General features: G+C 71.4%; 18 protein-coding genes, 1 tRNA gene and 1 pseudogene. 9 read left to right on the top strand and 11 right to left on the bottom strand.

The annotated features are described in order from the left end of the window. Positions 1–50 precede the first annotated feature (50 nt). Complete coding sequence (locus tag DDP54_RS13405; protein WP_109132154.1) at positions 51–563, top strand: hypothetical protein; 513 nt, start codon at positions 51–53, stop codon at positions 561–563. A 48-nt stretch (positions 564–611) separates the two neighbouring features. Next, positions 612–687: transfer RNA gene (locus tag DDP54_RS13400), tRNA-Asn, on the top strand. Positions 688–1,087: 400 nt separating this feature from the next. Here the strand turns inward: DDP54_RS13400 and DDP54_RS13395 are convergent. Continuing rightward, a complete protein-coding gene (locus tag DDP54_RS13395; protein ID WP_146192433.1) occupies positions 1,088–1,375 on the bottom strand; it encodes a hypothetical protein in 288 nt (95 codons plus the stop codon). 149 nt (positions 1,376–1,524) lie between these two features. On the opposite strand from DDP54_RS13395, the gene DDP54_RS13390 reads away from it, so the two are divergent. From DDP54_RS13390 to DDP54_RS13375, 4 genes are all read left to right on the top strand, one after another. Continuing rightward, on the top strand, positions 1,525–2,637 hold the full coding sequence (locus DDP54_RS13390; RefSeq protein WP_197711398.1) for a helix-turn-helix transcriptional regulator: 1,113 nt from the start codon (positions 1,525–1,527) through the stop codon (positions 2,635–2,637). A 206-nt stretch (positions 2,638–2,843) separates the two neighbouring features. Continuing rightward, complete coding sequence (locus tag DDP54_RS13385; protein ID WP_109132152.1) at positions 2,844–3,419, top strand: GNAT family protein; 576 nt, start codon at positions 2,844–2,846, stop codon at positions 3,417–3,419. A 166-nt stretch (positions 3,420–3,585) separates the two neighbouring features. Next, positions 3,586–3,987 (top strand): hypothetical protein, encoded by a 402-nt coding sequence (locus DDP54_RS13380; RefSeq protein ID WP_109132151.1) that lies wholly within the window; start codon positions 3,586–3,588, stop codon positions 3,985–3,987. Positions 3,988–4,005: 18 nt separating this feature from the next. Continuing rightward, positions 4,006–5,433, top strand: a complete 1,428-nt coding sequence (locus DDP54_RS13375; protein WP_197711397.1) for a 4Fe-4S binding protein — start codon at positions 4,006–4,008, stop codon at positions 5,431–5,433. Here DDP54_RS13375 and DDP54_RS13370 read toward each other — a convergent pair. The 4 genes from DDP54_RS13370 to DDP54_RS13355 all read right to left on the bottom strand — a co-directional run bounded on the left by DDP54_RS13370 (position 5,390) and on the right by DDP54_RS13355 (position 9,773). Beyond that, entirely contained in the window at positions 5,390–7,765 is a 2,376-nt protein-coding gene (locus DDP54_RS13370) for a heavy metal translocating P-type ATPase (protein ID WP_109132150.1), read from the bottom strand. The two genes, DDP54_RS13375 and DDP54_RS13370, sit on opposite strands and share 44 nt — an antisense overlap. A 77-nt stretch (positions 7,766–7,842) precedes the next feature. Further along, positions 7,843–8,469, bottom strand: a complete 627-nt coding sequence (locus DDP54_RS13365; protein WP_109132149.1) for a redoxin domain-containing protein — start codon at positions 8,467–8,469, stop codon at positions 7,843–7,845. After that, positions 8,466–9,446: a cytochrome c biogenesis CcdA family protein gene (locus DDP54_RS13360; RefSeq protein WP_109132148.1), complete on the bottom strand. Its 981-nt coding sequence runs from the start codon at positions 9,444–9,446 to the stop codon at positions 8,466–8,468. Before DDP54_RS13360 ends, DDP54_RS13365 begins: the two co-directional genes overlap by 4 nt. Before the next feature lie 3 nt (positions 9,447–9,449). After that, positions 9,450–9,773 carry a glutaredoxin gene (locus DDP54_RS13355; RefSeq protein ID WP_242448405.1) on the bottom strand — a complete coding sequence of 108 codons (324 nt, stop codon included), beginning with the start codon at positions 9,771–9,773 and terminating at the stop codon, positions 9,450–9,452. Positions 9,774–9,983: 210 nt separating this feature from the next. On the opposite strand from DDP54_RS13355, the gene DDP54_RS13350 reads away from it, so the two are divergent. The 3 genes from DDP54_RS13350 to DDP54_RS13340 all read left to right on the top strand — a co-directional run bounded on the left by DDP54_RS13350 (position 9,984) and on the right by DDP54_RS13340 (position 12,828). Further along, positions 9,984–10,733 carry a response regulator transcription factor gene (locus tag DDP54_RS13350; protein ID WP_109132147.1) on the top strand — a complete coding sequence of 250 codons (750 nt, stop codon included), beginning with the start codon at positions 9,984–9,986 and terminating at the stop codon, positions 10,731–10,733. Then, positions 10,733–11,863: an ATP-binding protein gene (locus tag DDP54_RS13345; RefSeq protein ID WP_109132146.1), complete on the top strand. Its 1,131-nt coding sequence runs from the start codon at positions 10,733–10,735 to the stop codon at positions 11,861–11,863. The genes DDP54_RS13350 and DDP54_RS13345 overlap by 1 nt, the downstream gene beginning before the upstream one ends. A 152-nt stretch (positions 11,864–12,015) precedes the next feature. Further along, positions 12,016–12,828 (top strand): transglutaminase family protein, encoded by an 813-nt coding sequence (locus DDP54_RS13340; RefSeq protein WP_109132145.1) that lies wholly within the window; start codon positions 12,016–12,018, stop codon positions 12,826–12,828. A 66-nt stretch (positions 12,829–12,894) separates the two neighbouring features. On the opposite strand, the gene dnaG is transcribed toward DDP54_RS13340, so the two are convergent. From dnaG to DDP54_RS13310, 6 genes and pseudogenes are all read right to left on the bottom strand, one after another. Beyond that, positions 12,895–14,871 carry a DNA primase gene (gene dnaG / locus DDP54_RS13335; RefSeq protein WP_109132144.1) on the bottom strand — a complete coding sequence of 659 codons (1,977 nt, stop codon included), beginning with the start codon at positions 14,869–14,871 and terminating at the stop codon, positions 12,895–12,897. Between the two features lie 73 nt (positions 14,872–14,944). Then, a pseudogene (locus DDP54_RS13330) lies at positions 14,945–16,212 on the bottom strand (deoxyguanosinetriphosphate triphosphohydrolase). Positions 16,213–16,241: 29 nt separating this feature from the next. Continuing rightward, positions 16,242–18,143 (bottom strand): glycoside hydrolase family 13 protein, encoded by a 1,902-nt coding sequence (locus DDP54_RS13325; RefSeq protein ID WP_109132143.1) that lies wholly within the window; start codon positions 18,141–18,143, stop codon positions 16,242–16,244. Between the two features lie 33 nt (positions 18,144–18,176). Further along, positions 18,177–19,073, bottom strand: a complete 897-nt coding sequence (locus tag DDP54_RS13320) for a sugar ABC transporter permease (RefSeq protein ID WP_109132602.1) — start codon at positions 19,071–19,073, stop codon at positions 18,177–18,179. A 19-nt stretch (positions 19,074–19,092) separates the two neighbouring features. Next, the gene (locus DDP54_RS13315) at positions 19,093–20,709 is read right to left on the bottom strand and encodes an ABC transporter permease subunit (RefSeq protein WP_109132142.1); all 1,617 of its coding nucleotides are present in this window, start codon (positions 20,707–20,709) and stop codon (positions 19,093–19,095) included. A 115-nt stretch (positions 20,710–20,824) separates the two neighbouring features. Continuing rightward, positions 20,825–22,036 carry a maltose ABC transporter substrate-binding protein gene (locus DDP54_RS13310; protein WP_347338523.1) on the bottom strand — a complete coding sequence of 404 codons (1,212 nt, stop codon included), beginning with the start codon at positions 22,034–22,036 and terminating at the stop codon, positions 20,825–20,827. Between the last annotated feature and the right edge of the window lie 33 nt (positions 22,037–22,069).

Below are 22,069 nucleotides of genomic sequence, written 5' to 3'. Positions count from 1 at the left end.
GGACGTGGCCGGTGGCGGGACTGGCTTCCCTCCCGCAGTACCGTGGAGACGTGCCCCTGTTCTCGCGTCGACCATCCTTGCCCGCAGCGATCCGTGCCCGCTTCGCGCTGCCGTCGGGGGACCGCGTCCTCGTGGCGGCCGAGCTGACCGACGGGCGGTGGGCCGCTGCCGCGCGCCGGTCGCTGTACGTCGCCGGGCCCGACGGCGACGTCCTGCGGCGACCGTGGTCCGACGTCGACCGGGCGAACCTGGCCCCCGAGACGTCCACCATCACCATCAGCTGGGTCGACGGCGGCCGTGCCGAACTCGCGCTCGCGGGTCCAGGTGCCAGCCCGTTCGCCCAGACGCTGCGCGAGCGGGTGCAGTCCTCGGTCGTCCACAGCGAGATCGTCGCGCTCCCGGGCGGGACCGAGGCGCGGGTCGCCCTGCGCCGCAACGAGGACGGTCAGCTCGTGTCCCAGGTCATCGGCTCAGCAGGCGTCGACCTCGCCGACCCGACGGTCGCAGCACGGGTCGACGCCGCGGAGGCTCGGGTGCGCTCGGCGGCCGGACTGGCCGTCTGAGGCGATTCGGAGCACCTGCGGCCTCCTGCTACAGTTCTTTTCGCGCGATCCCTCGTAGCTCAATTGGCAGAGCATCCGACTGTTAATCGGACGGTTACTGGTTCGAGTCCAGTCGAGGGAGCCAGTATACCCGCAGGTCAGGCCCCCTTTCGAGGGGGCCTTTCTGCTGCCGTGCCCAATACGTGCTCGCTCAGTACGTCACTCCGTTCCCACGATGTGGGCAAGCAGGATGGCGGGCCAAGTCTCGAACACCCGTCCAGCTCGCTAGAGCAAGACACAGAGGCTCGCTGATGCCGGCATGTGGCGCCGCGACGGTGAGCCGAGCTGCACGGTCCGGTCCAGCCGCCGGGGATATCGCCGGGGTCGGTGAGTCTTGGCTGCCGTGGGTAACTGGCCGTCACGACCAACGCCGGCACCACTGACGCGATCGTTGACCGGCGGTCGTCGTACAGCCACCAGACGGCCGCGCCGTTGTCGCTCAGCCGGCCGTCCCGCCTGTCCGTCTCGCCTGTGCCAGCGACTCCTCAATCGGCTCCCCGGAGTTCCAGGAGACGGGTACGCGGCACGCCGGCGAGAGCGGGGGCAGAGTCCGCAGATGACCAGACCTTCTGCTCAAGGAACTGGACGAACCCGCGGGCAGCGTCAGGGTCGTCGAACTCCAGGTCGAGCATCAGGCAGCGCTGGTCTTCGACAGGGAGACGGATGGCGTAGCCACGCACTCCGGCGTCTGCGCGCACCTGGGCGAAGCTGTCGAACGCTGCCTTCCACTGGTCGTAGTCGTGGATCGCGTGCTCGATGCGCAACGTGGTCATGCCGCTCTCCATCCGGTCCGGCAACGCTCCTGCTGGTGCACGTCACGGTAGGTCGGCCCACTGCTGCGCGATACCCCAGATTCCTGGGGGTCCTCCGTCCGTGTGATCAACCGCGACGGACGTTCCCGACCGACCCATACGCTCATCCAGTGACCAGCACCCGCGATGGGGATCGAGTCCGCGCGCGGATCGACGTCGTCGCCCGGCAGATGCTCGACTCCGTGGCCCTGCGCGGCGCAGTCCTCGACGTCCTGCATGGGGTGGTCGACTTCGATGCGTACGTGTGGCTGCTCACCGACCCTGTGACCACCGTCGGCGCTGCCCCTCTGGCCCACGTCCCTGGCGTCCCGCTCTCCGAACTGCCGTCCCTCATCCGGGCGAAGTACTCCACCCAGCTGAACCGCTGGACCGCACTGATGCAGACGACGTCACATGTGGGGCTACTGGGCAACGCAACGCGCGTCGATCTTGCTCAGACTGTGATGTGGCGCGAGATGTTGGGCAGGCACGGCATCCGCGACGTCGCCTCGACGGTCTTCGCCGACCAGTTCGGCTGCTGGGGATTCCTCGACCTGTGGCGCGGCGACCACCGTGAGCCGTTCGGAGAATCCGACGCTCTCATCCTCGCCGCGATCGCACCGACGGTGACGACTGCCCTGCGGGAATGCCAAGCGCGAACCTTCGTCGAAGCGGCGAAACCGCACCGCGATGACGCCGGGCCCGTCGTACTGACACTCGACGACGGTCTGCGAATTACGAGTCGAACTGCGGCGTCCCAGACGTGGCTGGACGTCCTGCTCGCGCCGGGGCCCGGTTCCCACGCTGTCCCCGCGAGCGTCTACAACACCGCCGCACAGCTCCTGGCCATCGAAGACGGCGTCGACGACCACCCGGCGTCCACCCGCACACACCTCAGCGACGGCTTCTGGCTCACCCTTCGCGCAGCCAGGATCGCTTCCGTCGCGACACAACCGACCGCTCCTGACCCCGCCGCGGCCGGAATCGTCGTGACCATCGAGGAGACGTCACCCACCGAGCGTCTCGAGCTCTTCGCACGCGCCTTCGCCTTCACCTCTCGTGAGAACCAGCTCGTCGGACTGCTTGCCACGGGCGCCGATACCCGGATGATGGCACGGCAGATGGCGCTGTCCGAGCACACCGTGCAAGACCACCTCAAGTCGATCTTCGTCAAGACCGGGGCACGCGATCGCGTCACCGTCCTCGCCCGTGCGCTGGGCACCGGGCTCGCGCCTCGCACGTGAACTCTCCCCTGGTGCTCGGCAACGGCTCAGGCGTGGACCCCCCACCCTCAGACGAGGTCGTCAACGGCAGCCGGACGTCGAGACGCGGTGCTGGCGGTTGTTGGCGTCGGGGGTCGGGATTGCCGAGGCGGGCAGTACGAGTCCAGCAGAATCGCAGTTCAGGCCCCCTTTCGTGGGGCTTCCTTGTGTCCTGACACGATGTGACCATGGCCACCCCCCTCGACACCGTGGCATGGCCGGTGCGGACCGCACGTCTGGCTCTGCGGCCGGCGACGCCGCTCGACGTCGAGCCCACCTGGCGGTACCGCCGGCTGGCGACCGTCAACCACTGGATCACGCGCGCCCCGACCACGGTGGACGAGTACCGCACCGCGTTCGACCATCCGGGTCGGTTGCCGAAGACCCTTGTCATCGAGCACGACGGCGAGGTCATCGGCGACCTCATGCTCGCCGTGTCGGACGCCTGGGCGCAGGCCGAGGTCGTCGACCAGGGTCGCGGGGTCCAGGCAGAGCTCGGGTGGGCACTTCACCCCGATCAGGCCGGCCAGGGGTACGCGACCGAGGCGGTCCGAGAGCTGATCCGGATCTGCTTCGAGGACCTCGGGCTGCGTCGCGTGACGGCCACCTGCTTCGCTGACAACGAGGCATCCTGGCGTCTGATGGAGCGTGTCGGGATGCGTCGAGAGCAGCACGCCGTCCGCGAGTCGCTGCACCGCTCGGGCGCCTGGCTCGAGGGTCTGGGCTACGCGCTGCTCGCCGACGAGTGGCGCAGCGGCCTGTAGATCGCGCCCCGGGCGGGGCACCGAGGACGGACGCGGGCTGTCGGGGGCGCCGCGGCGCTCGATGAAGTTTCGATTGAGGTTCTGCCCAGGGACCGCAAAGTCCCGGGTCAATCGTTCAGCGTGCCGGGACAGTACTCGCGGACCCGTCCTCGAGGAGCTGACCCGCATGCACCGCACCGTCATCCGACTGCCGGCCGTCGTCGCGCTGGCACTGCCGGCGCTGGTTCTGCCGCTGGCTGCCTTCCTGGGCCCGGCGATCGCGTCCGAGCCGCTACCCACGCCCAGCCAGACCTCCGCCCCGCACGACATGGAGGGCATGACGGGGACTGACGACATGCAGGGCATGGAGGGCATGGACCACGGCGCCGGCTCGGCTGACCACACCGAGCACGGCGCCGAGCCGGCCGAGGGCGCCATCGGAGCGACGGCGCGCCCCCGCGTCGCGGTGCTGTCCACGTTCGCCGGCGTCAACGGCGCGGTCCTGATCAGCGCCAGCGTCCTGCGTCGACGCGATCGAGCCCGACACCCGCGCCGCCAGCGGGGATCGACTCCCCCGACGACCGTCTGACCGGCGAAGGAGAACCCCGTGACCGCGCCCACCACCGTCGTACCGCCCGCCCCGGTCGACCCGGACGTGTCCCCGGGTCCGGACCTGACGCCGCCGCGCCCGGGCCGGAACCTCATGACGATCCCCCTTGTCGCAGCGGCTCTGCGCAGCCGGTGGTATCCCGGCGTCCTGCAGGTCCCGATCGCCGCCGTGTTCGGCCTCGTGGCGTATCAGCTTCTTGCCGGGCCCGACGCGGCCCACGACAACGCCGGCACGGCCCTCATGTGGGTGCTGTGGTGGCCCGTCATCCCCATCGTCTTCGTGCTGCTCGGTCGGTTCTGGTGCGCCGTGTGCCCGTTCGGCGCCATCTCCGACCTCGTGCAGAAGTGGGTCGGGGTCAACCGCCCGGTGCCGGCGTTCCTCAAGAGCTACGGCATCTGGGTCATCGACGCCGCGTTCCTCGCGATCACGTGGGCCGATCACGTGTGGGGCATCGTCGAGTCGCCGTGGGGCTCAGGCGTGCTGCTCCTCCTCCTCACGACAGCAGTCATCGCGTCGGGCGCCCTGTTCCAGCGACGCACCTTCTGCCGGTACCTGTGCTTCCTCGGCGGGCTCGCGGGCAACTACGCCCGGGTCGGCATGGTCGAGCTGCGTGCGGACACCGGGATCTGCTCGACGTGCAAGGCCAAGGCGGCGTGCTTCAACGGCACTGACACGGTCGCCGCCTGCCCGCTGTTCACGTTCCCGCGCACGATGGAGGACTCGGCGAACTGCAACCTGTGCGCGAACTGCATCAAGTCGTGCCCCAACGACGCCATCCAGATCCGGGTCCGCAAGCCGACCAGCGAGCTGTGGTTCATCACGAAGCCCAAGCTCGAGCAGTCCGCGCTGGCCATGGCGATCATGGGCATCGTCCTGATCCAGAACGTCACCATGCTCGAGGTCTGGACGGACGTCCTGAGCTGGATCGAGACGACGACCGGCATCACGAGCTACGCCGTCATCTTCACGGTCGCGTTCGCCGTCGCGGTCAGCGTCCCGGTCGCACTCCTCGCCCTGGCCTCCCGGGTCGCAGCACTGCGCAACCTCGAGAGCGCGACGCTCAACTTCGCCCGGTTCGGCTACGCACTGATCCCCCTCGACGTCGCTGCCCACCTCGCGCACAACCTGTTCCACCTGCTCGCCGAGGGCGGGTCGGTGTACTCCACCCTGACCGTCCTGTTCGGCGGTACCGGCGGCACCGGCGATCCGGCGCTGGTCGGCACCGGCACCATCCAGGTGCTGCAGTTCGCCCTCCTTGCCCTCGGCCTTGCCGGCTCGTTCTACACGGCACGGCGCATCGCGCACCGCCGCTACCGCACGGCCGCGCGGCGCCGCCGGACCCTGCTGCCGTTCGTGGTCATCATCGCGCTGCTCGGCGCCGTCAACGTGGGGATGTTCCTCCTGCCGATGGCACATCGGATGTGACCTGGCGGCGGTCGGTCGCGGGGAGCCGCAGCCGCTTGAGGAGCAGGGCGTTGACGGCCACGATCAGGCTGGAGCCGGACATCGACAAGGCCGCGATCTCCGGACGCAGGACGAGGCCGATCGACGGTTCGAAGACTCCGGCCGCGATGGGCAGGGCCAGGGCGTTGTACCCGATGGCCCACCCGAGGTTCTGCCGCATCTTGCGCACGGTCCCCGTGCCGATGCGCAGCGCGATCGGAACGTCCAGGGGGTCCGAGCGCATCAGGACGACGTCCGCGGTCTCGATGGCGACGTCGGAACCTGCGCCGATGGCGATGCCCAGGTCGGCCTGCGCGAGCGCCGGCGCGTCGTTCACCCCGTCCCCGACCATGGCGACCCGCTTCCCGCTGGCCTGCAGCTCCGCGACCTTGGCGGCCTTGTCTCCGGGGAGCTCCTCAGCGATCACCTGGTCTATCCCCAGCTGGCCGGCGATCCTGTCGGCGGTGGCCTGGTCGTCGCCTGTCAGCATGACGACCTGGACCCCGGCCTCGTGCAGGGCCGCAACGGCCTGGGCGGCCGTCTCCCGGGCGGCGTCGGCCATGGCGATCACGCCGACAGCCGTGCCGTCGGCAGCGACGAAGACCGCGGTGCGCCCGGCGGCCGCGAACCGGTCGCGCGCGTCGGACAGCGAGCCGAGGTCGATGTGCTCGGCGGCCATCAGCGTGCGGTTGCCGACCAGCACGCGGTGCCCGTCGACGTCCGCGCCGGCGCCGTGGCCCGGGACGTTGCGGAACTCGGTGGCCCGCAACGTCGCCGCGCCCCTCGTCCGCGCGTACCGGACGACCGCCGCGGCCAGCGGGTGCTCCGACTCCTGCTCGACGGCCGCGGCGAGCGCGAGGACCCGCGCCTCCTCCATGCCGTCGACGACGACGTCGGTGACCTCGGGGGCGCCCTTCGTCAGCGTCCCGGTCTTGTCCATCACGACGGTGTCGATCCGCGCCGAGGTCTCCAGCGCCGTCGCGTTCTTGAACAGGACTCCCCGCTGGGCGCCCAGGCCGGTGCCGACCATGATCGCCGTCGGCGTGGCCAGACCGAGCGCATCCGGGCAGGTGATCACCACGACCGTGATGGCGAACAGCATCGCGGTCTGCACGCTCGCCCCGCTGGCGAGCCACACCAGGAACGTCGTGCTGCCCGCGACGAGCGCCACGAGGACCAGCCAGAAGGCCGCCCGGTCGGCCAGGCGCTGACCCGGGGCCTTGGAGTTCTGCGCCTCCTGCACCAGCGCCACGATCTGGGCAAGTGCGGTGTCAGCCCCCACCTTGACGGCCCGCACGCGCAGGGTTCCGGTGGTGTTGATCGACGCACCGATCATCGGCGAACCAGCGGCCTTGGCAACGGGCAGGCTCTCCCCGGTCACCATCGACTCGTCGACCTCGGACTCCCCGCTCTCCACGACCCCGTCCACCGGAACCCTCGCGCCGGGCCGCACCAGCAGCAGGTCCCCCACCTGCACGTCGGCCGTCGGGACCTCGACGGGCTCGTCGTCGCGCAGGACCAGGGCCATCGCCGGTGCGAGCTCGAGCAGCGTCCGCACCGCGTCGTTGGCGCCGCCGCGCGCCCGCATCTCGAACCAGTGCCCGAGCAGGACGAACGAGGTCAGCACCGTCGCGGCCTCGTAGAAGACCTCACCCCCGCCCGTGAGGGTCACGCCCAGGCTGTACACCCACCCGGCGCCCACGCCGACCGCGACGAGCACCATCATGTCGAGGGTCCGTGCGCGCAGTGCCCGATAGGCACCGTCGAAGAAGATCCACGCCGAGTAGAAGACCACCGGCAGCGACAGCGCGAGTGCGAAGACGTCGTCGCGCAGGCCGAACGGCGCGGCCACCCCGAACCCGAGAACCTTCCGGCCGATCGGCGACCACAGCAGCACCGGAACCGACAGCACGGCCGCCAGCAGGAACCGGTTGCGCATGTCGCGGACCATGCTGTCCATCGACATCGCGCCGTGGTGGCCGCCGTGCCCTATCACCTCCTGGGGTCCATGGATCGGCGGACCTTCGTGGGGGGCGTGCGCGTGATGGTCGGTCGGCTCGTCCATCGGGTCGCAGAGGTGATCGGGGACGGACTGGCCGGCGCAGTGGTACCCGCAGTCGCGCACCCAACCGGCCAGCTGCGCCACCGAGGTTCGTTCGGGGTCGTACGTCACCGTCGCGGTCTGGTCCACGGGGTTCGCCTCGACGCTGCGCACCCCGGCGCGACGAGACAGCACGGCTTCCACGACGGCAGCCGACGACGCCCAGTGCAGACCCGAGACCGAGAGCACGGCGGTCCGGCTCGCCGAGCGCATGAAGGCTCCCTTCGCCGACGTCCCTCAGCAGTCATCCATGGTGGACCCGGGCTCGTCGGGACGGCGCGCCGAGCAGCTCAGAGGCGCGCCGTGACCTCCTTCAGGAGGTCGGCGGGCGCGATCCACATGGAGGGGTAGTCGGCGGACCACTTCTGAACACCCTGGGCGTCGATGAGGACGAAGCCGTGCCCGGGCAGCCCCTCGTGCATGCCCTTGCCGAGCGTGTCGTAGGCCTTGGACGTGGTGCCGTCGTCGAGAAGGAACGGGGTCGTGACCCGGAGCCGGGTCATGTCGGGGGTGATCTGAGCGGCGGTGTTCATCACGATGGGCAGGACCTTGATGCCGGTCGCGGTGAAGGCCGGGTCGCTCTCGATCTTGGCCATCTGGACCAGGCAGGCGTCGCAGCCGGCTCCCTCGCTGAAGTACAGGAGCACGGGGGTGCCGCGCAGGGACGCCAGGGACACGCTCGTGCCGTCGGTCGCGGGCAGGGTGAACGCCGGGGCCGTGCGCGCCTCGGCGGACTGCGTCGGTCGCGCGGACACCAGCCCGGCCACGACCAGTCCGACCACCACGAGGAGTCCCGTCGTCCAGGCGATGATCCCCCACCGGCGACGTCGAAGCGTGGCGGCGTGGCTCTGCTCGGCCGCCAGGTCCAGCGCGACCTGGCGCTCGTGCTCGCGTCGCATGGCGGTCCCGGAGGTCATCGACCACTCCCTTGGTGTGCTGGGGTCTCGTGGCACGACGGGGCGTCGTCGCCATCGGTGGGCAGGTCATCGGTCGGCGGGACATCGGTGCCGCCGTCGCTCGGTGGGGCCGGGTGGCTGCGGCGGCCGACCAGCGTCGCCCACACGAACACGGCCGCAAGGGCGAGCAGGGCGAGTCCCAGCACCGGCTCGGGTACCGGCTCGGTCCACCGCTGGATCCGCAGGAAGACGTCGGCCAGGGCCTGGCCCGCCGAGGCCTGGAAGGCGGTCCCGCCGGTCATGTCGGCGCTGCCGGCGAGGGCGATGATGAAGCCGCCCATGACGGCGAACGCGACGGCGACGCCCACGTTGAGCGTGTTCGTCACGAGGAGCCTGGTGCCCAGGCGGATGCGGACGAGCTTCGCTCGGAAGAGCGTGCGCTCCCCCAGCCGCGCCCGGTCCCACAGCAGGGCCATGACGAACAGGGGGAAGACCATGCCGAACACGAACGCCAGGCCGAGCGCGAGGCCGCCGATCGCCGACCCGGACAGCGCGGACAGCGTCATCACCCCGACGAGCACGGGCGCGCAGCAGCTGGACGCGATCCCTGAGAAGACCCCGAGCGCGAAGAAGCTCGCGGAGTCCCCCCGCCTCGTGTCCGGGGTGCGCATGACGCTGGGCAGCGACCACATCTTCCCCGACAGTGCCAGGAGCGCGAGGACGATCATCAAGGTGCCGCCCGCGTAGTACAACGGCGCGTGGTACCGGGCGATCGCACCGGCGAGAAGGCTCATCCCCATGGTCAACGGGACCAGCACGAGCGCCAGGCCGGCGGCGAAGATGAATGTCAGCGGCAGCAGTCTCCACAGCCGGTTCTTCACGGCGCCGGCCAGGTAGCTCGGTGCCAGGAACACGATGCAGCAGGGCGCGAACAGCGCGACGCCACCGGCGAAGAACGCCGCGACGATGCTGCCGGTCGTGAGCAGGTCAGCACCCACGACTCAGCGCCCCACGGGCGCGGACGCGCGAGCGGCGAGCAGGCGCGTGAGCTTCTTGCGCGGCAGGCGACCCGCGCTGAAGTACGCCCCGTCGACCAGCACCAGGGGGTTCATGGCGGGCCGGTGGAGATCCACCAGGCTGCGACCCTCGGCCGAGTCGAGCGGGATCACCCGGACCGCGAGCGGGAACTGCCCGGCCAGCCCGGCGAGCTCACGCTCGGCCTCGTCGCAGAAGTGGCACGCCTCGGCGTGGACCACGGTCACCGGGATCGGTGCCGTGTCGAGCTGAACCACCACGAGGGCCTCCTGCGCGCGTCGGTCGGACACCTCACCTTCGACCCGCACCCCTGCTCAACCGATCGACGTTCGATCAAGATCCGATGAAGACTCCTCGTCGGGCCGCCAGCGGTACCTCTCACCACGGTCCGGCCCCGCCATCAATACCTGACGCACGAATGATGAAGACTCGCTGAAGAACGTCGCCGGTCGCCTCGCGGCGCCGCGAGGCGACCGGGCGGGCAGACGCAGGACGGCACAATGAGTTCCGTGACGCCGACGCCTGCCGCGAGACCCGCTGCCCATCGCGCTCTCGTCGTCGACGACGAGGAGCCGCTGGCCCGGTTGGTGGCCGGCTACCTGGAACGCGACGGGTTCGAGGTGCACGTGGCGTTCGACGGTCTCGATGCCCTGGCGCTGGCCAGGTCGGTCGACCCGGACGTCGTCGTCCTGGACCTCGGCCTGCCGGGCATGGACGGCGTCGAGGTCTGCCGCGAGCTGCGGACCTTCTCCGACTGCTACGTGGTGATGCTCACGGCGCGCGCGGAGGAGGTCGACACCCTCATCGGTCTTGCGGTGGGCGCCGACGACTACGTGACCAAGCCGTTCAGCCCGCGGGAGCTGACGGCGCGGGTCGGTGTGATGCTGCGTCGGCCGCGACGGTCCGCCGCGAGCACCGTGACGGCCCACGCGACCGCAGCCCCCGCACCGCCGCTGGTGTTCGGATCGCTGTCGATCGACACGGTCGCCCGCGAGGTGCACGTCGACGGGATGCTCGCCGCACTGACCCGCGCCGAGTTCGACGTCCTCGCGGCGCTGGCGGCCCGACCGCACGCCGCCTTCAGTCGGCACGCGCTCATCGAGGCCGTCTGGGGCGACAACTGGGTCGGCGACGAGCACCTCGTCGACGTCCACGTCCTGCACGTCCGGCGCAAGCTCGGTGACACCGCCGAAGAGCAGCGCTTCGTCCGGACGGTGCGCGGGGTGGGTTACCGCATGGGTCAGGGCTGATGGTCGCCCCGGACCCGCGGCGAGGCCGGTCCGGGCTGGCCTCCCGGCTCTTGGCGGCCATCGCGCTCGTGGTGGTCACCGCCGGCGTCACCGCCTGGCTGGTTGCCGGGGCGATCGGACCTGCGACGTTCCACAGCCACATGCTCCAGGCCGGTGCGAGCCACGACCCGGTCGCGGTGCTGCACGCCGAGGAGGCGTTCCGGTCGGCCAGCGCCCTGTCCCTGACCGTGGCCCTGGCCGCGGCGGTCCTGGCCGCGCTCGCCGTCAGCCTGTTCCTGACCCGGCGCATCGGCAGGTCCCTGGCGGCCTTGTCCAGCGCCGCCGCGCAGGTGGCGGGCGGACGGTTCGACGCCCACGTCACCAACCCCCACCTGGGGGTCGAGTTCGACGAGCTCGCCGATGCGTTCAATGCCATGTCGGCGCGGCTGCATGAGTCCGAGGCGCTCCGGCAGCGGCTGCTGGCCGACGTCGCCCACGAGCTGCGCACCCCGGTGGCGACCCTCACGGCCTACCTCGAAGGCCTCGAGGACGGTGTCGAGTCCCTGACTCCCGCGACCGTCGCGGTCCTGCGCGCACAGGCCTCCCGGCTGACCCTGCTCGCCCGCGATCTCGCAGCGGTCACTCAGGCCGAGAGCGGCGAGCTCGTGCTCCAGCACGTGCTCGTCGCGCCCCAGGAGATCGTCGCAGCGGCCACCCTGTCCGCCGCAGACCGGTTCGCGGCCCGCGGCGTGGAGCTCACCACCCGTGTCGACCCCCGCGTGGCACCGCTCGCCGTCGACCGTGACCGCCTGGGGCAGGTGCTCAGCAACCTCCTGGACAACGCGCTGCGGCACACGCCCCCCGGAGGGGTCGTGACCGTGACCGCCCGCACCGCCCACCCCGGGGCGGTGCAGATCGGCGTCGAAGACACCGGGGAAGGCATCGAACCCCAGCACCTTCCCCATCTCTTCGAACGCTTCTACCGGGTCGACACCGCCCGCGACCGCGACCACGGTGGGTCGGGCGTCGGGCTCGCGATCACCAAGGCCCTCGTCGAGGCCCACGGCGGAACGATCACCGCCAGCAGCCCCGGCCGCGGCCTTGGCAGCCGCTTCGAGATCCTGCTCCCGGCGGCCGGTTCCTCCCTCTGAGATGCGCCCCGTCGAGGCGACGTCGCGGCTCGGCGACCCGTACTGGCGCAAACGTCCGCTGAGCCTCACACTTCACCTGCTGCACCACCGCACGGCCCCCTCCTCCTTCAGCTCGGCTCCTGCTCGCGACCCCGGAAAGGACACCGACGTCCGTGCTCCGCACCGTCTCCTCCCACCTCTCGTTCGACGTCACCTCGTCGACCGAGCTGTACCTGGCGATCGCCGTCGCCGACGGCGCGTACGACCGGTTCGAGCACCTGACGGTGACGCATCAGGACGCCCTCCTGGAGCCCCTGGAGATCAAGACCCACCACGGTGCGCGGATCCACCGCGTGCACGCTCCTGCGGGCCGTGTGGTCGTCGACTACCACGCACAGGTGACCGGGACCGCTGCGCTCCCACCGGTGGAGGACGCGGACCTCATCGAGTACCGCCGGCCGAGCAGGTACGCGGACTCCGACAAGCTGCTCGCCTTCTCGCGCCAGCAGTTCGCGGGGCTCGAGGAAGCCGCTCTGGTCACCGCGGTCGTCGGGTGGGTGGCCGACCACCTGCGCTACGCGCCCGGGTCGAGCCTGCCGACCGACGCCGCGTCGGACACGCTCCTCAAGCGCCGCGGCGTGTGTCGTGACTTCGCGCACCTCGTCGTCGCCCTGCTGCGCGCCAAGGACATGCCCGCACGGTTCGTGTCGGTCTACGCACCCGGCCTGAGTCCCATGGACTTCCATGCCGTCGTCGAGGCCTACGTCGACGGCGCCTGGCACCTGGTCGACGCGACCGCGCTCGCGCCCCTGGGGTCGATGCTGCGCATCGCGACCGGTCGGGACGCCACGGACACCGCGTTCCTGTCGAACTACCACGGGTATCTCACGCTGCGGTCGATGACGGTGACCGCGACCGTGCAGCACTCCACCTCGCCCGGTGACCTCGCCGTCGACGCCGCCACGGGGCTCGCCGTCCTGCGCTGAGCTCGCGCGCTGCCGCACGGCACCTCAGGCGGTGTCGCCGGGGTCGGTCGCAGTCCGCGGGGTCTGTCAGGCGCTGTCGCGCAGCGTCCGACGACGGTTCTCGAGCGCGATCAGCTCGGTGAACAGCGCCTGGTAGGCGCCCGGGTCGGCGACGCCGTCCATGCGCTGGAGCCGACCGCGCAGGTCGGCGATGCGCCGCGTGAACCCGATCTCGAGGATCGCGAGGACGACGCCCCGCACGTAGTCGGGGAGCACCTCGGCGCGGTCCTCCGGGAGCGGCGCGACGGCCAGCTCGGTGACGAGCCCGGCGACGGGGCTCGCGGCCTCCTCGTGCACGCGGGCGACCCAGGCAGCACTCCCCCGGTCGCCGGCCGCGGCCAGCTCCTCACGCGCACCCTGGAGTCCGCCCGCGGCGCGGATCGCCTCGTGCACGGCACGGTAGGCGGGCGCGCTGAACGCGTCGTCCCCGAGGTCGTCGAACTCGGCGGGGACGAGCGCGGGCAGCTGCAGGACGACCTCGAGCGCGGTCCGCTCGGTGCGGGCGACCGGGTCGCGCACGTCGGGCAGCGGCATGCGGTCGACCGGTGCGGACGCACCCTGGCCGGGGCGTCGGGCGTCCCCCGGACCTGAGTCGCCCCGACGCGCGGCGCCGGCGTCGTCGGGCCGGCGCGCTCCAGCGGTGCGACCCGCACCCGAGACCGCGCTCCGCACGGACGCCTGGTCCATGCCGAGCCAGCCCGCGAGGAGCCGCGTGTACTCGGGGCGCAGCGCGGTGTCCCTGATCCCGGCCACGACCGGCGCGGCAGCCCGCAGCGCGCCGACGCGGCCCTCGGCAGTCGCCAGGTCGTACGCCGCGAGGGTCGAGCGGATGACGAACTCGAACAGTGGCGTGCGGCCGGCCACGAGCGCCCGGACCGCGTCGGGCCCCTGGGCCTGCCGCAGCTCGCACGGGTCCATGCCGCTGCGCTCGACCGCGACGAACGTCTGGGCCGAGAACGACTGGTCCTCGCCGAACGCCCGGAGCGCGGCCTTCTGGCCGGCCGCGTCGCCGTCGAACGTGAAGATGATCTCGCCGCCGACCGAGGCGCCGGACGCGAGCTGGACCCCGCCGCTCGAGCCGGCGTCGCCGACGAGCCGGCGCACGATGCGCGCATGGTCCGGGCCGAACGCGGTGCCGCACGTCGCGACCGCCGTGCCCACCCCGGACAGGTGCATCGCCATGACGTCGGTGTAGCCCTCGACGACCACGACCTGCTTGGCGCGGGCGATCTCGCGCTTGGCCAGGTCGATGCCGTACAGGACCTGGGACTTCTTGTAGAGGGCCGTCTCAGGGGTGTTCAGGTACTTGGGGCCCTGGTCCTCCTCGAACAGCTTGCGCGCGCCGAAGCCCACGGTGTCGCCCGTGACCTCGCGGATCGGCCAGACGAGCCGCCCCCGGAACCTGTCGTACACGCCTCCGCCGGACTTCTGGCTCAGCAGCCCCGTCGCGACGAGCTCGGCCTCGGTGAAGCCGCGCCCGCGCAGGTGCCGCAGGAGCGAGTCCCAGCCCTGGGGCGCGTACCCGACGCCGAACTGCTCGGCCGCACCGCGGTCGAAGCCGCGCTCGGCGAGGAACGCGCGCGCGGTCGCGCCACCCGGGGTCGCGAGCTGCTCGCCGAAGAAGGTGGCCGCGGCGCGGTGCGCCTCGAGCAGCCGCTGGCGGCGGCCCGGCTCGTCGCCCGGGCGGGGGGCGCCGCCCTCCTCGTACCGCAGCTGGAGGCCGACGCGGCCCGCGAGGTACTCGACGGCGTCAGAGAACGGCAGGCCGTCGATCTTCTGGACGAACGAGATGACGTCGCCGCCCTCGCCGCACCCGAAGCAGTGCCACAGGCCGACCTGCGGGCGCACGTGGAACGACGGTGAGTGCTCGTCGTGGAACGGGCACAGGCCCTTCATCGAGCCGACGCCCGCGGACTTCAGGGTCACGTGCTCGCCGACGACGTCCTCGATGTGGGCACGTTCACGGACCGCCTGCACGTCTTCCCGCCGGATCCGTCCTGCCACGGCCTGAGTCTAGGCCGCGGCTGGCCCTCCCCCGGGCGCCGAGCTCCGGGGCCTCACCTGCCGGACCGCCTGGTCAGCGCCTCGGCGGGTGGACGAGGCGAGCGTGCATCTCGGCCGCCGACACGTCGGTGAGGGACGCGACCTGGTCGATGACGACGCGCAGGCGGGCCGCGTCGTCGTCGGCGAGGACCCAGTCCGCGGCGAACGGTGGTTCGAGCGCGAGCGGGGCGCGCTCGCTCATGACCCGCACGAGGTCCACGAGGATCTCGCGCTGGCGGTGGTACAGCGGCTCGAGCTCGCGCGGCGCCATGACGTACGCGACCGCGAGGCCCTTGAGGACGAGGATCTCGGCCTGGGTCTCGGGCGGGACGACGAGGTCGGCGGCGTACCGGGTCAACGGGCCAGGCCCGTACCGGGCGCGTGTCGCGGCGTGCGCATCCCCCGCGAACCGTCCGATGAGCTGGCTGGTGGCGTCCTTGAGCATCGCGAGCGCGCCGCGCGAGCCGTCGAACCCCTGTGCCCACAGGTCGGCCGCGTTGAGCCTGTCCATGGCGGCCTCCAGCTCCGGACCCGAGACGAGGTCGCCGTACCAGGACTCGACCGCCGCGAGCACTCGCGCACGCTCGTCGTCGACCGTCAGGACCCGCAGGTCGAGGCGCCCACCGACGACCGCGTCCTCGACGTCGTGGACGGAGTACGAGATGTCGTCCGCCAGGTCCATGACCTGCGCCTCGAGGCACTTGTGTCCGGCGGGAGCGCCGTCGCGGAGCCAGGCGAACACGGGCGCGTCGTCGGCGTAGACGCCGAACTTGTGCGTGGGCAGCCCGCTCGGGCTCAGCGGGCCCTCCCCGCGAACCACGGGTACTTGACCGACGCGTCGAGGCTCGCGCGCGTCAGGTTGAGGCCGACCGCGCGACCGTCGGGGGCGACGACCTTGGGCTCGAGCCGCGTGAGCAGCCGCAGGGTCTGCGCGTTGCCCTCGAAGCCGCCGATGCCCTTGGCGAGGGAGGCGAGAGCACGCTCACCGTTGTGGCCGAACGGCGGGTGACCCAGGTCGTGCGCGAGACAGGCCGTGTCGACGACGTCCGGGTCGCAGCCGAGGGCCTTGCCGATCTCCCGGCCGACCTGCGCGACCTCGAGCGAGTGCGTGAGGCGGGTGCGCACGAAGTCGTCCGACGACGGGCCGAGCACCTGGGTCTTGGCTCCGAGCCGCCGGAGCGCCGAGGAGTGCACGAGCCGCGCGCGGTCCCGTTCGAACGGGCTGCGGGCACGCGACTTGGGCGCCTCGATGACCCACCGTGCCCGGTCGAGCTCGGCGTAGCCGTCGCTCCAGGTCTCCACGGTCACGCGCACACCCTAGTTCGCCGAGCTCAGGCGAGCCGCCAGACCTGGACCCCGGGACCGTCGCCCGGCAGCTGCAGCGCGTCGCCGCGGACCGGGAGGTCGGCGCCGCCGTAGAGGTTCTCCGGCTCGCAGCCCGGGCCGAGCAGGTGCGCCGGGAGCTGGGCGCCCGCCCACGACGTGCGTGCCACGAGGACGAGCACGCGTTCGTCGGGAGTCTCGCGCAGGTAGGCCACGGCGTCGGGCGCCACGACCGCCCAGCGCATGCCGCCCTCCCGCAGCGCCCTGCTGCCTCGGCGCACCGCGATGAGCGCGCGGTACACCTCGAACGTCCGGGCGTCCCACCGCGGGTCGTCGGGGCTCGACATGGCAGACCACGGCATGGGGACGCGGGCGTGCTCGCCCGTGACCCCCGTGAGACCGCCCTCGTCCCCCGCGAACATCGCCGGCGTGCCGGGGTAGGTGAACAGCAGGCCGGCCGCGACCTCGACCGCCTCGCGGGAGCCGACGACGGTCCGCAGCCGCGCGGTGTCGTGCGACCCCAGCATGTTCCACTGGCGCGCGGTGACCGCCCACGGCACGGCCGAGTCGAAGTCCCGCATCGTCGCGACCATCGAGGCACCGTCGCGGCGCGGGACCGGCACGGGCATCCCCAGGAACCCCAGGTCGGAGCCCGGCGGCACGAGCCAGGTCCACACCGGCCGGGTGAAGCCCGAGTAGTTCATGTTCGCGTGCCAGCCGTCGCCCGCGAGGTCCGCGCCCGCGTCGTGGAAGTGCTCGCTGACGAGCACGGCGTCCGGGTTGACCTGGGACATCGTGCGCCGGATCGTGCGGGCGACCTCGCGCGTGAAGTCGTCCGACGCGTACCGGCCCGTCATGTTCGCCACGTCGATGCGCCAGCCGTCGAGGGACGTCGGCGCGCCGAGCCACCGCCCGATGACCGACTCCGGTCCCTCGATCATCCGCTGCGCGAGCGAGCCGGCCGCATAGTTGAGCTTCGGCAGCGACGCGTGCTCGAGCCAGCCGACGTAGCCCGGAGCGGCGTCGGTCCAGTAGTAGTACGACGCCTCCTCGCTCGCGGCGTCGGCCTGGGCGCGGGCGAACCACTCGTGGCCGGCGCCCGTGTGGTTCGTCGTGAGGTCGCCGATGAGGTGCATGCCGCGCGCGTGCACCGCAGCGCTCAGCGACGCGAGCGCGCCGTCACCGCCGAGCAGCGGGTCGACGTGGTCGAACGTGCTCGCGTCGTACCGGTGGTTGGAGCGCCCCGGGAAGACCGGGGTCAGGTACAGGACGTCGACGCCGAGCCGCTCGAGGTGGTCGAGGTGCTGCTCGACGCCCGCGAGGTGCCCGCCGAAGTACTGCTGGGACGTGCCCGGCCCCGATCCGATCGGCTCGTCGTCCCAGCGCGCCGGCAGGGCCCAGTCCGGCAGCGGACCCGCGGGCGGCCCCTCGTGCGCCTGCGGACCCGAGCCCGCGCGCGCGAACCGGTCCGGGAACACCTGGTAGACGACCGCACGGTCGAGCCAGGCGGGAGCGGAGCCGTGCACGGTCAGGCGGAAGTCGTGCGCATCGGGGACGTCGCGGGCGTGGACGCCGCTCGCGTTGAGCCAGCGGTAGCCACCGGGCTCGTCGAGCAGCGCGCGGTAGCCCGTCACCGGGTTGTGCACGGGGACGTCCGCGACGTACCAGCGCTCGTGGGCATCCGTGCGGTCCAGGCGCGCCGGCACGAACCGTGGCTCGCCGTCGCGCACGGTCCGGACCCACAGCGCACGCTCGCTCCCGGTGGCGGGCACCCTGAACCGCACGGGCACCACGTCACCGAGCGCGGGCGTGGCCTGCGGTACGTACAGCTCGGAACCGTCGTGGTGCGGGTCGTCGAGCAGGTGCGGTGCACCGGCCCGCCGCTCGCGACGCGTCGGCGAGTCGGTCATCTGACGCTCACTCCTGCTCTGCCTGTGGCGTGCTCAGCCCTTGACCGAGCCGGCCGTCAGTCCCGAGACGATGTACTTCTGCAGGAACAGGAAGAGCAGCACCACGGGGATGGCCGCGAGCACGGCGCCGGCGGCGAACAGCCCCCAGCGCGCCGTCCGCTCGTCCGCCGCCCAGTAGTAGAGCCCGACGGCGAGCGTGTACTCCTCGGGCCGCTGCAGCACCACCTTGGCGACGATGAACTCCCCGAACGTCCCGATGAACGACAGGAGCCCGACGACCGCGAGGATCGGGGCGACCAGCCGCAGGATGATGGTCCAGAAGATCTGTGCGTGCGAGGCGCCGTCGATCTTGGCCGCCTCGTCCAGCTCGCGCGGCACGGTGTTGAAGAACCCGTACATGAGGAACGTGTTCACCCCGAGCGCGCCTCCGAGGTAGACGGCGATGAGCCCGTACCGGCTGTTGAGCCCGAGGGCGGGGAACACGTCGCCGATCGAGAGCAGCACCAGGAAGATCGCGACGAACGCGAGCATCTGCGGGAAGATCTGCACGATCAGGAGCGCCGTCAGGCCACCGCGCCGACCCTGGAACCGGAAGCGTGAGAAGGCGTAGGCGGCGGCCGCTCCCATGAGCACGGTGCCCACGGCCGTCACCGTGCAGATCACGATGGAGTTGACGAACCAGCTCCCGTACCCGCGAGCCCACAGGGCCTGGTAGTTCGCGAGGTCGATGGTGCGGAACAGCTTGTTCGAGCCCGTCAGGGTGCCACCCGGGTTGAGCGACGCGGACAGCACGTACACCAGGGGCAGGACGCAGAGCACGATCATGACGATCGCGACGACGTGCCGCCAGCCCACCTCGATCCACCAGCGGCGTCCCCGCAGCACGTTGTCCCGCGCGGCGACCTCTCTCGTCACGGAGGTGTCGGCCATCTCAGAGGTGTGGGCCATCTCAGATCTCCTCGAGGGTGCGGGTGCGGCGGAAACCGAGGTAGGCGATCAGCCCGACCACGATGAAGATGAGGATCGACAGCGCGCTCGCGAGTCCGTACTGCTTGGTGCCGCTCTCGAAGGCCACGGAGTAGACCATCGAGATCAGGATGTCGGTGTGGCCGACCACGACGGGCGCACCCACGAAGTTCGGGCCGCCGCCGGTCAGCATGTAGATGAGCGTGAAGTTGTTGAAGTTGAACGCGAACGACGAGATCAGCAGCGGCGCGACCGAGATCATGAGCAGGGGCAGCGTCATGGAGCGGAAGATCCGCCAGGCGCCGGCACCGTCGATCCGCGCCGCCTCGATGGTGTCCTCCGGGATGGCCTGGAGCGCGCCCGTGCAGACGAGGAACATGTACGGGAAGCCCAGCCAGAGGTTGACCATGAGGATCGACGCCTTGGCCATCCACGGGTCGGTGAGCCAGGGGACGTTCGCGCCCCCCAGCAGGACCTCGTTGATGAAGCCGAACTTCGAGTTGAGCATGCCTCGCCAGACGAGCGCGGACAGGAACCCCGGGAACGCGTACGGGAGGATCAGCAGCGAACGGTAGATCTTCCGGCCGCGGACGCGCGGGTCGTTGAACACGATCGCGAGGAACAGCCCGAGGGCGAACGTCGTGAGCACCGAGAGCGCCGCGAACACGAACGTCCAGGCGGTGATCTGCAGGAACGGCCCGGTCAGCCGCGAGTCGGTGAAGACGCGTGTGAAGTTGTCGAAGCCGACCCCGACGCGCCAGCCCGGGGTGAGCCGGTCGCCGGCCTGGGACACGAAGTTGCCCGTGTGCGACGGGGTGTACGTGACGCCGGTCGCGGTGTCGGTCATCGTGTCGGCCGCCGCGTCGTACTTGAGCGTGGGCTGGTAGACGTAGCCCGTGGAGCCGTCCTGGGTGCGGACCGAGCCGTCCGCGGGATTGTCGGAGAACGGCACCCGCAGCGCGGTGATCGCGTCCTGCTCCTGGGCGATGGTGGCGAACCCGAGCACGTCCCAGCCCGGCACGGCCGTGACGCGGCCACTCTCGACGGAGGCGTCGGCGACGACGGTGAACGGCTGCGTCGCCGTGCCGACCTCGACGTCGCCGTCCTGGACCACGGCGAACCCGAGCTCACCGGCGTGGCGCACCACCGTCAGCGGGAGGGTCGGCGAGTCCTCGACGCGCGTCTCGTTCTGGATCGCGATCGCCTCGATCGCGTCGGACTTGGTGGAGTTGTGCCCGTCGCCGTAGTTCGTGAACGCGACGTAGCCGGTGTATGCCATCACGAACAGCTGGTAGACGAGAAGGAAGAGCAGGCCGGGGACGAGGTACTTGCCGGGGACCGCGCGCCGCGAGAAGTAGACCCAGTTCACCACCAGGAGGGCGACGGCGAGGAACGCGAGGATGCCCCACGACCGCACCGCGAGCGCCGCGAGGATCCCGTAGACGCCCAGGGCGTCGACGACCCCGACGAGCACGAGCTTGGCGACGAAACCGGGAGACATGGTCCGGGCGTGGGACCCGTCCCCGCGCGAGCGGCGGGGGGACCCGGCGCCGGGCTCCCGCGGCGGGGCGACGTGCTCGACGGTCTGCTGGTCGGTCATGCGGGTCCTCCGGTGCGCGCGGGTGACTGCTGGAGAGATCGCCGCGAGTGCACGGCGCAGGACAACGATGTCCCGCCGGGCCGCTGTGCGCAGCCCGGCGGGACCTCGTCGACCGTCAGACCTTGTCGACGGCGTCCTGGATGTTGGTCACCATCGTGGCCCACGTGCTGGCCGGGTCGGCCTGGCCACCGATGATCTGGGCCTCGGCTGCGCCCCAGAAGGCCCACACCGTGCTCATCGCCGGGATGGCCGGCATCGGGGCACCGGTCGCGCCGGCGTCGTTGAAGCCCTTGAGGATCGGGTCAGTGACCTTCGCGGCGGACGCGGCGTTCGCCGGCATGCGGCCACCCTGCTCGAACAGGAGGTCCTGAGCGGCCTCGGTCGACAGGTAGTTGACCACGAGCTCGTTGGCGAGGACCGGGTTCTTCGACTTGGCCGAGATGAAGACGCCCTGGACGCCGACGAACGGCTGGGCCGGCTGACCGCCGGCGCTCGGGACGGGGAGCACGGAGATGTCCATGCCAGCCGCCACGAAGGCCGAGGTGTTCCACGGGCCGGTGATCATGTACGGCGCCTGGCCGTCGAGGAACGCCTGCTTGGCCTTGTCGCCGTCGATCGCGAGGTCGAGGACCTTCTCCGTGCCGAGCTTGGCCAGGTACGCGGCGTACGCGGTACCGGCGTCGCCACCGAGCGCGAGCGTCTTGGTGTAGGAGCCGTCCGCGTTCTGCTTGAACACCGGGGCGCCGAACGAGGTCTGCAGCGGGTACAGGTGGTACGGGTCGGACGCGTCACCCTGCTGGATGAGCACCGAGAACGGGGTCCCGGCCGTCTTGGCCTGGGTCACCAGGTCGTCGAACGTCGTCGCGGTGGTCTCCTTGAGGAGCGCGTTGTTGCGGACCAGGGCGATGTTCTCGATCGAGATCGGCGTGCCGTAGGTCTTGCCGTCGTAGGTCACGCCGGCGATGGCCGAGGCCGAGAAGTCCTTCGCCTTGTCGCCGAGCTCGACGGGCGCCACGACGCCGTTGTTGACCCACTCGCCCAGTCCGTCGTGGGCCGAGACGATGACGTCCGGGCCCTCGCCGGTCGGGACCTGCGCGACGAAGTCCTTGCCGATGTCGCCCGACGCCTTCTGCACGAGGGAGACCTTGACGCCGGTCTTCTCGGTGAACGCGTCGACGACCGGCTGCATCTCCTTGATGCGGGTGTCGTCCACCCACATCGTCAGGGTACCGGAGAGGGCTGCGGTGGTCGCAGTCTCGGCGGGGGTGGTCTCGGCCGTCGTCGGGGTGTTCGACGACCCGCTGCACGCCGCCAGCGTGAGCGCCACGCCCAGGGCGGTGGCAGTAAGAGGGATGCTCCG

The sequence above is a fragment of the Cellulomonas sp. WB94 genome (assembly GCF_003115775.1).
GTDB lineage: Bacteria > Actinomycetota > Actinomycetes > Actinomycetales > Cellulomonadaceae > Cellulomonas_A.
The sequence above is the reverse complement of the archived record's forward strand: the minus strand, read 5'-3'. Positions and strand labels throughout refer to the sequence as shown.

Excerpts from the sequence above, each read along its gene's own strand:
- DDP54_RS13395 (WP_146192433.1), bottom strand. The coding sequence starts at position 1,375 with ATGACCACGTTGCGCATCGAGCACGCGATCCACGACTACGACCAGTGG.
- DDP54_RS13385 (WP_109132152.1), top strand. The coding sequence starts at position 2,844 with ATGGCCACCCCCCTCGACACCGTGGCATGGCCGGTGCGGACCGCACGT.
- DDP54_RS13380 (WP_109132151.1), top strand. The coding sequence starts at position 3,586 with ATGCACCGCACCGTCATCCGACTGCCGGCCGTCGTCGCGCTGGCACTG.
- DDP54_RS13370 (WP_109132150.1), bottom strand. The coding sequence starts at position 7,765 with ATGCGCTCGGCGAGCCGGACCGCCGTGCTCTCGGTCTCGGGTCTGCAC.
- DDP54_RS13365 (WP_109132149.1), bottom strand. The coding sequence starts at position 8,469 with ATGACCTCCGGGACCGCCATGCGACGCGAGCACGAGCGCCAGGTCGCG.
- DDP54_RS13350 (WP_109132147.1), top strand. The coding sequence starts at position 9,984 with ATGAGTTCCGTGACGCCGACGCCTGCCGCGAGACCCGCTGCCCATCGC.
- DDP54_RS13345 (WP_109132146.1), top strand. The coding sequence starts at position 10,733 with ATGGTCGCCCCGGACCCGCGGCGAGGCCGGTCCGGGCTGGCCTCCCGG.
- DDP54_RS13325 (WP_109132143.1), bottom strand. The coding sequence starts at position 18,143 with ATGACCGACTCGCCGACGCGTCGCGAGCGGCGGGCCGGTGCACCGCAC.
- DDP54_RS13320 (WP_109132602.1), bottom strand. The coding sequence starts at position 19,073 with ATGGCCGACACCTCCGTGACGAGAGAGGTCGCCGCGCGGGACAACGTG.
- DDP54_RS13315 (WP_109132142.1), bottom strand. The coding sequence starts at position 20,709 with ATGACCGACCAGCAGACCGTCGAGCACGTCGCCCCGCCGCGGGAGCCC.